The sequence below is a fragment of the Lactiplantibacillus daoliensis genome, from assembly GCF_005405005.1.
Lineage (GTDB): Bacteria > Bacillota > Bacilli > Lactobacillales > Lactobacillaceae > Lactiplantibacillus > Lactiplantibacillus daoliensis.
This window is the reverse complement of record NZ_BJDH01000008.1, coordinates 127970-142158: the sequence shown is the minus strand read 5'-3', so window position 1 is coordinate 142158 and position 14189 is coordinate 127970. Positions and strand designations below refer to the sequence as shown.

The window sequence follows — 14189 nt, the reverse complement described above, 5'->3', positions numbered from 1 at the left end:
TCAGGCAATAACTCGGGCTCAACCTCAGGTGATAACTCAGGTTCAACCTCAGGCAACAACTCGGGCTCAACCTCAGGTGATAACTCAGGTTCAACCTCAGGCAACAACTCAGGTTCAACCTCAGGCAATAACTCAGGTTCGACCTCAGGTGACAACTCAGGTTCAACGTCTGGCAACAACTCAGGTTCAACCTCAGGCAATAACTCAGGTTCAACGTCTGGCAATAACTCGGGCTCAACCTCAGGTGATAACTCAGGTTCAACCTCAGGCAACAACTCAGGTTCAACGTCTGGCAACAACTCAGGTTCAACCTCAGGTAACAACTCAGGTAACAACTCAGGTTCAACGTCTGGTAACAACTCAGGTTCGACCTCAGGCGACAACTCAGGCAATAACTCGGGCTCAACCTCAGGTGATAACTCAGGTTCAACCTCAGGCAACAACTCGGGCTCAACCTCAGGCAATAACTCAGGTTCGACCTCAGGCAATAACTCAGGTTCGACCTCAGGCAATAACTCAGGTTCGACCTCAGGCGACAACTCAGGTTCAACGTCTGGTAATAACTCGGGCTCAACCTCAGGTGATAACTCAGGTTCAACGTCTGGCAACAACTCAGGTTCAACCTCAGGCGACAACTCAGGTTCGACCTCAGGCAATAACTCAGGTTCGACCTCAGGCAATAACTCAGGTTCAACGTCTGGCAATAACTCAGGTTCAACGTCTGGTAATAACTCGGGCTCAACCTCAGGTGATAACTCAGGTTCAACGTCTGGTAACAACTCAGGCAACAACTCAGGTTCAACCTCAGGTGACAACTCAGGTTCAGGCGCAACAATGACCTCACCAACTGGTGTTTCAGTTAACAAACAAGCTGATGGCTCTGTTGTGATCACTGGTAAGGGTGAAGCTGGCGCAACTATTACCGCTCGCGATGCTGATGGTAAGTCAATTGCCACAACTACGGTTGGTACTGATGGTACCTTTACGTTAACCTTACCTAAGAGTGCGGTAACTTCAGGTGATAAGATCACGGTTGTTCAACAAAAAGATGGTAAGACTAGTGATGTTCTTAATATCACTGTACCTGCTGATCAACCAACTGGCATGACAGTTAACATTGATGCAAATGGGAACGTTCATGTTGTTGGTAAAGGGACTCCTGGTTCAACTGTTTACATCTTTACTGCTGATGGTGATTCATTAGCTTCTGGCAAGGTTGGCGCTGATGGGAACTTTGATATCTTAGTTCCAACTGACAGCAGCAAACCAGGAACTATCTTAGCAATCGTTCAAGCAACCAATGGTGGTTTGAGTAATGCGATTGGCATTAAGGTACCTGCAAAGCAACCTACCAAAGTTGTTGTTGATAACGAAGCTGGAAACATCACCGTTACGGGCGAAGGTACTCCTGGTGCAACAATTACGGTCACTGATAGTGAAGGTAATAAAGTTGCTCAAGGTACTGTTGGTTCAGATGGTAAGTTTACGATCACGGTTCCAAAGGGTTCAGTTAAGCCTGGTGATTCAATCTCAGTTACAACAACTGATGGCGGTAACGATAGCAATCCTATCAAAGTTACTGTTCCAAGTGAGAAACCAGGTAGCATGACAGTTACTAACGGTGATAAAGATGTTACCGTTACAGGGACTGGCAAACCAGGTGCAACGATTACTATTACTGATAGTAATGGTAAGGAAATTGGTAAGACGACTGTTGGTTCAGATGGTAAGTTTACGTTAACAGTTTCTAAAGACGGCTTAGCTGCTGGAGATAAACTGTACGTGACATCTACTGATGGTGGTGTTGCAAGTAACCCTGTTGGCATCACGATTCCTGCACAAGGAACGACTACTGATGCAAACGGCGATACGATCAACGCTGGTAATGGTTCAAGCACTGGAAACGGTACTGGAACAACTACTGGTAATGGTTCAAACACTGGTAATGGTACTGGGACTACAACTGGCAATGGTTCAAACACTGGAAACGGTACTGGAACAACTACTGGTAACGGTTCAACCAATGGTAATGGTACGACGGCTGGTAACGGCTCAACTACTGGCACTAACGGTAATGGTACGGTCGCAGGCGATGCAGTTAACGGTGGTTCAAACCTCGGTAAGTTAGCTAACGACAGTAGCAAGCAAGCAACTTCAAACAATGGTTCATTGCCACAAACTAATGATTCAGTTGAAGGATCATTAGCTGTTGCAGGAACAATCATGCTTGGATTAGTTGGTTTGTTAGGTGCTCGTCGTCGTCGCGAAGACATGATTTAAGTTATTTTAGAAAAAGCTGAGTATTAAAAAACTTTAACTGAAATAATCTGATTTGGAGAAGGTGTAATTCAGTGATGAATTGCACCTTCTTTTTTGAAAGATAACTTATTCGAAAGAAAAGAGGAGTACGATGTATTATTTTTTGGATGATAATATTGCCCAATTAGCTTCTGGTCTTGAACATGCTGAATTTAAGCGAATTAAATTGTTTAATCGATACCAGGTGCCTGCAAAAATTGCTACGACTCAATATTCTACGACAACCCGTAGTAGCAATGCGCACTGGCAACTGGCAGAAGAAAATTTTGTGAACCTGTTTGATTTTTATGCTGGTACGGAACACTTTAACGCGCAAAAATTAACATTAGCAGAATTGCCCATTGCTCGCCAAAAATATCGAATTGAGCGTCACTCGAGTAGTGCCAGATTTTGGGATGGTGAGCGTCAAGTTGCTGAAGTCCATTATTTTTCTGATGAGACTTCCCCGATTAGTACGGTTGACTATTTTGACGGCGATGCACAGAAGATTCGGACAGATGTGTATGATGAACGTGGATTTATGGCGTATACCAAATTTTATGCAACCAAAGATAATGTTGAAGAAGCCTATTTATCATTAGAACAATTTGTAACACTATCTGGACGTCCATACCTCGAAATTACTTATCGAAAACGAGGTAATGGGGTGACAGCGACAAATTATCGACTATTAACTAATGATGGCGAGACATATTCTTTTATGAATACTGATCAATTGAATTCTAAGTTTTATGATGATCTCAATTTGCGTGATGGTGAACATTCAACGTTTATTTCGGACCGCTCAATGGTTGCTAATCGTCCAATGACAATGATGCAAACGGCTGCTCGTAAAATTGAATGGGTTCATAGTATTCACTTTAGTCCTTATCGCGAACCGCTTAATTCTGAACTAGTTTATCCAGCACTTAATACTACTGACCAGTTAAGTAAGCTGAATATGGTTATTGCTGCCACGCCTCAACAAGCCGATAATATTCGTTTGCGATTACGGACGCAGGTTCCTATCATGAATATACCAGTGGGAATGGTTAGTGATGAGCGTTTGCAAGCTGAGAAGCGACCGATGACGACCGATTTTCGTGAACGAGGCAAGATTATTATTGTTGCACGGCTGTTTCCAGAAAAGAATTTAAGTGCGGCTATTCGAGCTTTTAAATTAGCACACGATCAGTTGGATTGGCTGACACTTGATATTTATGGCTATAATGATGGCGGCCCAGAAGAGCAAAACTTACGGGCGTTAGTCCAGGAATTGCAATTGCAAGCTTGTGTTCAGTTCAAAGGGTATACGAATAACCTTGAAGAGGCATACCAACACGCGGAATTAATGCTGTTGACAAGCCGGTTTGAAGCATTTGTTTTGGCAATCTTGGAGGCAAACTCATATGGTGTTCCAGCAATTTCATATGACACTTATTATGGTCCGGCTTATCTGATTAATAACGATCAGAATGGTTATGTAGTGCCTTATGGTGACCGAGATGCAATGGTGCAGAAGATTGTTGATGTGATGAGTAATCCAGATAAGCTTCAGCAACTTAGTACCGGTGCATATGAACGGGCAGCGGACTTTTCCGAGGAAAACGTTTGGAAATTGTGGCAAGCAGCAGTGATTGATACTGATCCTGCTAATGAAAACCTAGAATAAGATTAGTAAAAAAGGATCCAGTCACGGCTTTTATAGTCGGACTGGATTCCTTTTTTAATTTAGTGGTTTATCGCAGCGAGTAACCGTTTTTCATTGTAGAACAATAAAATAATAAACATACTCAGGTACAAGCCTAATGGTAGCCAGGCATAATTTAATGTAATCATGTGTTGGGTGGCAACGTTTTGTGCGTGGTTAGCGGTATAGCCGGATAAGTGGAATAAGCCAGCGGTGATCAATCCGCCTAAGCCTAGACCAACATTGACGCCGAAATCATCAGTGGAGGCCAGAATGCCTTCTGCTTGGATTCCCATGCTCATGCCGAAGCGGATCGTATCGGCAATCATGATGGAAACCAACCCGATAATCAAGCCGTTACCAATCGAATTAATTAAGGTCCCACTGAAAATTAACGCCAAGCTTTGACTTTCAGCGCCAATCGCGAGCACTAATTGACCTAGTGCTGCGATTAAAATACCAGCGAGCATCGTTCGCTTCTTACCAATTTTGCGAGAAGTTCGGACAATCAAGACAACACCAATCAACGCGGCAAACGTAAATCCATTGACAACGGGGACTAAGCCTTCGTTTTGTAGGAGATATTTGAAGTAGTAAATCGTCGTCTGATTTTTAATCGCCGTCGTTAACCAATAGAGTAGAATCACGATGGAAATGACAAGCCATGGTTGATTCTTTTTGAGCATGCCCCAGACTTCACTTAAAGGTTGATGAGCACGTTCCGGTTGACTGAAGCGTTCATGAACTTGGAAAAAGGTATTCCAAATTAATGCGAGCGAAATGAGGCCAAATAAAATGATTGTTAATAAGAAGCCATGCTGCTGGTTACCTTTGCCAAAGAAAGCCACTAACGGCAAGGTGAAAACCGCCACAATGATTTGGACTGAACTACCGAAAAATTGTCGAATCACCCCAAGTAAGGTCAGTTCATGTTCATTTTGTGAGAGGGTCGGCAAAATCGAGGTAATGGGTAAATTGACCGCAGTATAGAAGAAACCTAACCCGAGATAAGTCACATACGCCCAGACCAGTTTACCGGTGTCGCCAAAGTTTGGGGTGACAAAAGTTAGAATTGCGAAAATAACATAGGGCAGCGCATACCACAGAAAGAAGGGCCGACTCTTGCCGAAACGGGAATGAGTATGATCAATCATGACGCCAATAATGAGGCTTTCGACAACATCTGCCAAGCGTGCCACGACAAAAAGAATCGCGGCTGCACTAGCAGATAGGCCATAGACATCAGTATAGAAAAAGAGCAGGTAAGTGGTCATCATCTGAAAGACTAGATTATCTGCGGCGTCGCTTAAGCCATAACTAATGCGTTCAGGCCAAGCTGTTTGCCAAGGTTGTTTCAAGTCATCATCCCCGATTTAATAAGTTTTGCATGTTTCAATTGTACACCACATTATTACTAATCCATATTAAGTAAACTTCATGTTATTGGGATCTGTTTGTGACTGGCTTAAAAATCATATTTTATCCGACATAAAAACGACTTGAACTAATTGTTCAAGTCGTTGAAGTATTAATTGTATATTGGTATCTACAAGTGATATTTTTTAATGAGATAGACTGGCGTACAAGACCAGGCATGACAATAACTGTTGACCAATGGACTACCATAAGGGGAGTACGTGAGATCCTCTGGTTTATAAGCTTCCCAGAATGTATCGGCATGTTGGGTTAACATGCCGCCCCAATAAGTCTTAATTAGCTGCCGTCCTTCTGCTTTTAGTCCGGATTCCAAAAGAGCCGTGACAATGAAGTGGTACATATAAGGGGTTGCAATACCAGTGACTGGGAAGAAATCTTGATAGGTGGTTGTCATTAATTTGGTAGTTTCGTTAGATGGCAACGTTTTAGAAAGTGCCATCCAGACTTGACTATAAAGATTAAATTCATGATTGGGGCCACTGAAAAACAATCCTTTTTTTATGTCGAATAAATTGGATTGAGCATAGGTCACTGCTTGTTCTAATGCCGCCGGATATCGCCGATTGATAGATAAACCTAAGTTAGTTGTTAGTTTTAGAAAGTCGCGTAATACCTTGATTAAGACACCTTGTCCTGCAGTAGTCTTGTCAGCATTATTACCCCAATCGATAAATGCCGGCCACGTTGATGGTAGTTGTAGTTTTCCTATGCCATTTAAGTGCTTGAGAGCTAAGTCAAGCTGCTTTTTTGCAACAGGGTAGAGGTTTAAGCCAGTTGACACATCATGGGTTTGTAAGACGTAATCTTTTAAGCAACTAATAAAGAATAAACTATAATCAAACAGGAAAGTATCATCCGGTGCGAGTTGACCGTGTGTAAAAATATTGGCACTGACTAAACCGCTAGTTGTAGGCATACCAGCAAATAAATACAAACAATGTGTAACAAGTTTGTTTTGCTTAAAGGTGGCATAGTTAGCAAGTGCTTGCAGGTATAAGTCGCCTAGCCAAAGGCGCTGGTCACGTTTTGGACCATCCTCAAATACAGTTTGCATGCACTCGGCTAGCGTTTTAGTGCTAACACGTTCAATTGCACGTAATTCCGGGTCTTGGCTGGTTGGATTCGGAAACTGTGATTCGTCGACTGCGCTTGTTGCGGTGATAGTTGGATTGGCAAAGGTAATTTTCCATTTGGGTGAAGTGTCAATCACGGTAATTTTGACATAGCGAAAACTGTAGCGTCGTGGCAGCTGCAAGTGAATTGGTAAATGATCGATATGCAAAGTTTCTTCCGCAATCCAAGACCGTGACAACCAGCCATTGTAATTTGACGAAGCTAGCCCTAACTCTGCTGGAATTTCTGCAAATTGAAATTTGAGAGTCAGTGGTGCGTCCATCTTTGCACCATGAATATTTATGTCTAGGGATAGATGACCAACATAATGAGTACCAAAGTCTAAAATCCGGTAATCGTCGCGCTGTAAAGGCACTTTGATGAGCTCCTTTGGTAATGAAGTCAGCTGCTGTTGGGGGTTCAATGTTAACCAGTTTTTAATTACATGTTGATGTGTAATCAGTTTGGATTCATTCTCTGCGGCTCGTGCTAGAAATTCAGGATTATATTCAAATTTTATATCAGGATTAAGTTGAAATTTAAAGGCCATGCTGATTACTCCTGTGAAATAGTTGATTGGGCTTGATGTTGGTTACGGGTAAGAAAGTGACCAAGAATCATGGCGATTACTAAAACAATCAGAATAGCTGCGCAGACAGCCAGCATCATGTCGGGATTATTATTGCCAAGGGTATTACCAACCAGACTCATGAAGTAAGGTGCAACGAAGATACCGACATTAACAACGATGAGTTCAATTGATGAAGCAGCGTTATTCAGTGCTTTCGGTGTAATTTCTGAAACACGGAGAAAGACTGAGGTTGAACAACAAGTGAAAAAGGCTGCCGCAAAAACAACGCCAAATGTAGAAACGATTAAACTGTTTGAAGCCGCTGTTACGAGCAATAATAAGGCCATCATAAACATTGCTAAGGGAAGTAAAATGTTTTTTAGCCATTTGTGAAGTAAGCCGAAAAAGATACCAATAATCATACCAACCGGTGCAGTTAAGCTAAGAATATAAGTAGCTTGAGAGGCATTACCATAGCCTTTGCCAGTAACGAGTAGTCCAAACTTTTGGTTAAAAGTCATCCAAACCATAAATAAGAAGAACATTACGACGGCCAGGTAGTAAACTCGATGATCCATGGCAAGAAAATTGTTTTTGTGTGATTTTTCCTTTTTGACTTCGGTTTTTATGTCCATTTCGGGTAAAACGAAATAAACTAAAATTAAAATGGCGAGCAAAACAAAATAAGTTAAAAAGCTATAGTGCCAACTAAATTGTAATAATACGCCGACGAGTCCGGTTAAAATCCAAGAAGCAAAATTAGAGACGGTTCCGATTAAGCCATACATTTGTGAGCGCTCATCGTTATCGTAAAAGTAAGCAACAATACTGTAAGAAAGTGGGTTTAACAGCCCAATTCCCAAACCAAATATAAAGCGAAAGGCTAAAATAAGATAAATATTTGGTGAAAATGTGGGTGCAATCCCAGCCAGAAATGAAATTGCAAGTCCAATTAGGACTGTCTTTCTATAGCCAATTTTATTTGTTACAAACGGACTAATGATAACTGCTAGCATGATTGCAAGACTAGGTAATGATGAAATAGATTCAACGATTGATTGAGGAGCGTTTGGAAATGATTTAACCATCAATGGAATGGCACCAGAAACGACTCCTGACACGGTTGAGTCAATTGAAATTGATAAAATTGAAGCTTTGAACCAAAAGCTATGTTTATTTTGAGTGATTGGCATGGATAAGGTCTCCTTTTTGATTAATTGTCTGTACCATTGTGTTAATTACGTGATCGTTTAATGTTGGATCAACACGTTTTAAAGTATTAAAAGTCATAAGCCCTCCCATTGAACGAGCTTTTAAGGGGTCTTTGTCTTGGGTTAGCGCTAAGAATTCAGCCGACTTTGGATGCTTTTTGAATAGTAGTTGTAGTGTAGCTTTCATCGTAGGCTGTTGTAGCATATCACTAAGATTACTATTTGCAGTGACCGGGGTTGTGACTCCATAAATACTGATTTCGGCGGCCAATTGTGAGTCATCACTGGCGTTACCAACGTAGATGTGGTAAGTCCCGGCATTGGTAATCCATTGGTGTGTTGTGGTATCGAAGGTTTGGAAAACACGTTGATCCAAATCGATGACGATAGCTTTAGTTTGTTGCGGTTTTAAATAGACTTTTTGAAATCCTGCTAATTGTAGTGGTTCTTGACCAACGGTTGTATCGAGAAAGTGAGTATAGACTTGAGCAACTGCTTGACCACCTAATGAGCCTGTATTAGTCAATTGAAAGGTTACTTGAGTATGTGTTGGATTAACCAGTGGTTTAGTTGTTTGATAGGAAAAGGTCGTATACGATAACCCAAAACCAAATGGAAAAGCAACATTCTTGTTGGTAGCGGCATAGTATTTATACCCGATAAAACGGCCTTCACCATAAAGGACCGTGTGTTGATTTCCAGGGAAATTTAAATAACTGGGGTTGTCACTAAGCTGTTTAGGAAAAGTCTCAGCTAACTTACCGGAAGGGTTAACTTTACCAAATAAAATATTTGCAATAGCACTTGCTCCGGCTTCACCACCAAGATAACTTTCTAAAATTCCATTCACGCTATGTTGCCAAGGCATGGTGACAACTGAACCGGTGGCTAAGACAACGATAACCGGTTTCTTAGTTGCAACCATTGCTTGAATAAGTTGATTTTGATTGATTGGCAGGTCGAGATTGTCACGATCGTACCCCTCTGATTCAATTAAATCAGGTAAACCAGCGAAGACAACGATTGCATCTTGATTGGCACTTGCATCAATGGCCTGTTGAACTAATTCTGTCTGATGCAGATTATCAATTTGGTAGCCTTTGGCAAATGTGATATGCTGATTTATTTTTTTAAGCTCCGCTAATGGTTGTTCTAGATGATAAGGGTTGACATGGGAGCTGCCACCACCTTGAAATCTAGGATGAGTGGCTAATTCACCAACGACTAGCAAGTGTTGATTAGTAGTGAACGGTAAGACTTGGTCTTCATTCTTTAATAAAACCATACTATTTTCTGCTACTTTACGAGCGAAGTCATGGTGAGCATCACGGTTATAATTTTTTCGATGCTTGCGTTCACCAGCAGCATCGAGGGCAAAAACGATGTTGCGTTTGACTGCATGGTCTAAATCCGTTATTTTTAGTCGTTGAGTAGTGATAAGTTGTTGAATCTGATTGGTGATATTTTCTTTACTTTCACCAGGCATTTGTAAGGTTAGTCCATGCTTAATACCTTGGCCTAAGTCATGTGCCGCAAAACAGTCTGTGACAACGACGCCATTAAATCCCCAAGTACGCCGTAAAATGTCTAATAGTTCTGGATTGCTAGCGCAATAATCACCGTTGACTTGGTTGTAAGCTGTCATGACCATTTTGGGCTTTCCCGCCTTAACAGGTTTTTCAAAGGCTCGTAAATAGAGTTCGTGCAAAGTCTGTTCATCCACTTCGACATTCAGATTCATACGACGTGTTTCTTGGTTATTAAGGGCAAAATGTTTTAAACAAGCCCCAACGCCAGTGGATTGTAGCCCCTGAATAAAGTGCGTTGCAAGCGTGCTAGTTAAATAGGGATCTTCCGAATAATACTCAAAATTACGACCACCAAGAGGACTTCGCTTTAGATTGATTGCTGGTGCGAGCATTGTATCAACAGCTTCTTGGAGTGCTTCTTCGCCGATGTGTTTTCCAATTTGAGTCAATAGGTTAGGATCCCAGGAACTCGCGTAGGTACTTGGTGAAGGGTAAGCGGTGCTTGGCTTAGTATTGTAAATATCATCATCAAAGTATTCTTTTAATCGTCGGATTCCAGCCGGTCCATCAGCTAACAAAAATTTACTCAAATGGGGATTGAGATGACTGATAGTAGTTGTTTCCCAAATCACTTGTGATAATAGTTGAGCTTTTTCATCAATGGTTAGTTGCTTGATAATTTCATCAGCTAATTGTGCATTTGTTGTCATTTTTCACACTCCTCGATAAAGCGAATTGACTTTAAATTACCTAGGCGACCAACTGCATGCTGTTCAGCACAGAATTTTAGCCAAACTTGATGGATTCCTTTAGTGAGTTCTAATGAACCTTGATAGGATTGATAAGTTTGCCAGTCATGAGTAAGCGTTGTGGCATAAATACTGCCAAGGCAATGGTTGCCTTCAGTCCAAACTTCAATTCGCATCGGCTTAGGGGTAGCTAAGTTGACTTCAACTTGTCGGCACCCCGTTCCAAAACTGACTTGATCAAATTGAACCCAATCGCCATCTTTGATATAGGCTAAGGTGTCAGTATTTCCTGATGGATGTAGCGCCATTGGCTCAATTAGTGCGTTAAATGGTAATTTAAGGCGCATTCTTGATAGACGACTAACGCTAATCGTTTGATTAATGGATAGAGCAGATTCAACACCAGTTGAGCTCATTTTGACTTCGTCAATATGTCCATCGGCATGGAGGGTCAAAGGCTCAATACATAGTCGTCGATTATAGATACTATTTTGGCTGGAACGATGATAGAAAACGTATAATTGCTGGTTGATCCATTCAATTGAGCCATGATTATTCCAGCTTTCAGGGTCACTGCCAGTATTATCGATAATAATACCGCGTTTGGTGTACGGCCCTAACGGATGTTTTGCCGTCGCATAGGCGAGGGAAGTCGCGCGGCCACGCGATATGTCAGTATAAATTAGGTAATAAAGGTTGTTCAATTTTCGAATCGAAGCGCCTTCATGAAAGCCGTGCTCATGTTCGCTAAGAATGTTATCGTTAATACTGGAAGGAATGACAGTTTTCATATCATTTGCAAGCTTGCCACCATGGAGGTTAAATTGACCCCAAAAGTAATAAGCTTGATTGTCTGTATCGATAAAGACAGCTGGATCGATACTTTGTCCGTCGGCTGGTGTAACTGGACCAATGTTTTTGAAGGGGCCGGTAGGACTATTGGCAACGGCAACCCCCATTCGGTTGCCATACATGCAGTAGTAGAGGTAGTAGTGCCCGTGGTTAAAGATGCAGTCGGGTGCGCCTAGGGTTAGGCCATTGTTAACGGCGTATTTTGGATTGGTACTGTCAAATATTGTGCCGTGCGCTTGCCAATGAATTAAATCTGTTGAAGAATAGCTGACATAATTGGTGCTACAGAATTCAGTGTCACCAGGATTATCATGTGAGCCATAAAGGTATACGCGATGATCAGGCATCACCCGCGCTTCAGCATCTGGCAGACATACGGTTGGATCTAAAATTGGATTCATATGATGTTAATACTTCCTTTTTGTAAACGTTTTCTTACTTGCGGAAGTAATTGTAACTGACAACTGTCAGACTAAGTCAGTACTTCTGATGACCGATAAATATCGATATTTTGACTTTTGGATAGGAAGGAAGATTGATTGTGGAATTAGACCACTATTCAGAATTACATGAACAAGTTCATTTCGATCATAATGTTCCGATGCGTATCTTTCGTGGCTACGACCGTGGGCATGCTTTAATTGTTCCGCATATGCATGAGGCCCTTGAAATAATTTATCTAACCAAGGGTGAGCTGAAAGTGATGGATGCAACGCGACACTTTATATTAGAGACAGGTCAATTTCATATTTTTAATTCAAATTCGGTGCATTCGACTTTGTTTGATGGGCCTTTGCTGAAGGGGATTGTACTGCAGATCTCATTTCGTTTTATTCGTGAGTTAGTACCTGATGCAGATTTAGTCCATTTTTCTGCCAAGATGGGGACACCAGATGCTAAACGGACCGTGATTAGGCTGTTAAATCAATTGCTACAGTTGGCAACGAGTCACGAAGAATATAGTTATTTAAGTGTTTATTCTAGGTTAATGACATTGTTACGTTCCCTTTTTACAGATTTTAAAGTTCCAAGTTCAGTGCGTGAGCGCCGTCTCAGTGAAAAGTACTTTAAACGGATTCAAAAGATTACCACATATATTGAGCAGCATTATACTGAAACAGTGACATTAACTGATTTGGCAACACAGGTAAATTTAAATCCGGCCTATTTGTCGCGATTCATAAAGAAACACTTTGGATTGACCTTTTATGCTTATTTGACGAATATTCGCTTGGATCATGCCTATTCACAGTTAGTAACCACTGACAATTCAATTATGTTGATTGCAGAACAAGTTGGTTTTGCTAATTATGCCCAGTTCAATAAGGAGTTCAAGCTAAGGTATCAGCAGTTACCAAAAATTATTCGGCGACATGCGACCCAGATAGTGAAATAAAACGGTATATAAAAGCGGCCTGAACTGCAAGTTCAGGCCGCTAGTGTTAATAGACTATGGTAAATTACTTATTTAGTTAGTTTGCCAACTTTAGTCAGTGCAGGAATCAAGCCTAAACTGTCTAACGTTCCGTTGGGTAGAACGACAGTGTTTGAGCTACCATCTGCTAAAGCTTTAACGGCTTCAGTGTTTTGGAAAATAAAGTAATTTTCAGAAGATTGACTTAAGGCTTCATTCAAAATCTTAGTCCGATAAGCATCGGCGTCCGCTTCGGTTTGAATCGCAGTCGCTTTGGCGGTGGCGCTGTTAACTAAGGCTTCATTTTGTGCCTTGTTCGTTGCCAGCAAAGCCTTGTTGTTGGCCTCATTTTCTAGGGTAATTGACCGACTTTTACCTTCAGCAGTAGCAATGGTCGCATCCCGTTCCCGGGTTGCTTGTAACAGCTTGTTCATTGAAGCTTGGATATCAGCTGATGGATTAACGGAATCAATATTGACTCGGTCAACGTTTAGCCCATAGCCCGCGGTCACTGAGGAGATTTCCTTGAACAACGCCGCGTTGATTTCTTGCGTGCCGTTCAAGACTTCGTTTAATTCTTTATTCCCAATGATGCCCCGCAAAGCTGCCCGAGTATCTTGAATCATACTCCGAACGGAATCTTCGTTTTTAAAGACGAAATCTTCAATATTGGTGACGTGATATTTCAGTGAAATCTTCACAGAAATTTCAGCGTTATCCTTGGTGATGACAACTTGTTGATTCAGGTCAACCGGCGTTTGAGCGGTGTTGACTGTAATGACCCGTGAGATAAAGGGTTTGATGAAGTGGAAACCTGAACTCAAGACGCGTTCGAATTTCCCGAAAGTCAACACGACACCCTGGTTAGGCTGAGTGATGATTCGAATAGAGGCAACGAGCACCGCAATAATTAATAAAATGACAATGATACTAACGATTAATGTGATCATGATGCAATTCCCCCTGTTGATGAGGCGCAACTACCGTGACCGTTAAGCCGTGCGCATCGGCTTGCACGATTTCGACTAAGTCCCCAACGTGTAACGGTGTCGCTGCATGGATATGGTAAAAGATGCCAAAAAACGTGACGCCGTCAGTTAGGTCTGCCCGTTTGAGCGTGAAGCGCTGGCCGATTAAGCGTTGTTCCAAGTATCCTTCTTGCATAACCCTTCCCACCTTTTAATTGTGATGCATTAATTATAAGCTGTTTGGCTGAGGAATGGTAGTTTCAGGGGGGAAATGACGTCCGTAAGAAAAAAATGTTGAATTTTAATCAAATATTTACTTATAAGAATTAGTTTAGTTAGGTTAATTAACATACAGAT

11 protein-coding genes are annotated in these 14189 nt (G+C 41.6%); 3 read left to right on the top strand and 8 right to left on the bottom strand.

All coding sequences use genetic code 11. The features are described 5' to 3' along the window. A partial coding sequence (locus FFM64_RS12350; protein ID WP_179951201.1) for a hypothetical protein occupies nucleotides 1-866 on the bottom strand: 866 nt, incomplete at its 3' end. Between FFM64_RS12350 and FFM64_RS12345 the strand changes: the two genes are divergently transcribed. Together FFM64_RS12345 and FFM64_RS10190 are read left to right on the top strand one after the other, a co-directional pair. Next, a complete protein-coding gene (locus tag FFM64_RS12345; RefSeq protein WP_171000387.1) occupies nucleotides 835-2280 on the top strand; it encodes an Ig-like domain-containing protein in 1446 nt (481 codons plus the stop codon). The two genes, FFM64_RS12350 and FFM64_RS12345, sit on opposite strands and share 32 nt — an antisense overlap. A 130-nt stretch (nucleotides 2281-2410) precedes the next feature. Beyond that, nucleotides 2411-3970 (top strand): glycosyltransferase, encoded by a 1560-nt coding sequence (locus FFM64_RS10190; protein WP_137607914.1) that lies wholly within the window; start codon nucleotides 2411-2413, stop codon nucleotides 3968-3970. A 59-nt stretch (nucleotides 3971-4029) separates the two neighbouring features. Here FFM64_RS10190 and FFM64_RS10185 read toward each other — a convergent pair whose 3' ends face one another. The 5 genes from FFM64_RS10185 to FFM64_RS10165 form a co-directional block, all read right to left on the bottom strand. Further along, nucleotides 4030-5346, bottom strand: coding sequence for an MFS transporter (locus FFM64_RS10185; RefSeq protein ID WP_137607913.1), 1317 nt, complete (start codon nucleotides 5344-5346; stop codon nucleotides 4030-4032). A 188-nt stretch (nucleotides 5347-5534) separates the two neighbouring features. Next, nucleotides 5535-7088, bottom strand: a complete 1554-nt coding sequence (locus tag FFM64_RS10180; protein ID WP_137607912.1) for an alpha-L-rhamnosidase-related protein — start codon at nucleotides 7086-7088, stop codon at nucleotides 5535-5537. A 5-nt stretch (nucleotides 7089-7093) separates the two neighbouring features. Further along, the gene (locus FFM64_RS10175) at nucleotides 7094-8302 is read right to left on the bottom strand and encodes an MFS transporter (protein WP_137607911.1); all 1209 of its coding nucleotides are present in this window, start codon (nucleotides 8300-8302) and stop codon (nucleotides 7094-7096) included. Next, on the bottom strand, nucleotides 8283-10559 hold the full coding sequence (locus FFM64_RS10170; protein WP_137607910.1) for a beta-glucosidase: 2277 nt from the start codon (nucleotides 10557-10559) through the stop codon (nucleotides 8283-8285). Before FFM64_RS10170 ends, FFM64_RS10175 begins: the two co-directional genes overlap by 20 nt. Continuing rightward, on the bottom strand, nucleotides 10556-11851 hold the full coding sequence (locus FFM64_RS10165) for a family 43 glycosylhydrolase (RefSeq protein WP_137607909.1): 1296 nt from the start codon (nucleotides 11849-11851) through the stop codon (nucleotides 10556-10558). Before FFM64_RS10165 ends, FFM64_RS10170 begins: the two co-directional genes overlap by 4 nt. A 140-nt stretch (nucleotides 11852-11991) precedes the next feature. On the opposite strand from FFM64_RS10165, the gene FFM64_RS10160 reads away from it, so the two are divergent. Then, complete coding sequence (locus FFM64_RS10160) at nucleotides 11992-12846, top strand: helix-turn-helix transcriptional regulator (RefSeq protein ID WP_137607908.1); 855 nt, start codon at nucleotides 11992-11994, stop codon at nucleotides 12844-12846. A gap of 68 nt (nucleotides 12847-12914) precedes the next feature. On the opposite strand, the gene FFM64_RS10155 is transcribed toward FFM64_RS10160, so the two are convergent. Then, a complete protein-coding gene (locus FFM64_RS10155; RefSeq protein WP_137607907.1) occupies nucleotides 12915-13814 on the bottom strand; it encodes an SPFH domain-containing protein in 900 nt (299 codons plus the stop codon). After that, a complete protein-coding gene (locus FFM64_RS10150) occupies nucleotides 13795-14028 on the bottom strand; it encodes a hypothetical protein (protein WP_137607906.1) in 234 nt (77 codons plus the stop codon). Before FFM64_RS10150 ends, FFM64_RS10155 begins: the two co-directional genes overlap by 20 nt. Nucleotides 14029-14189: the final 161 nt, after the last annotated feature.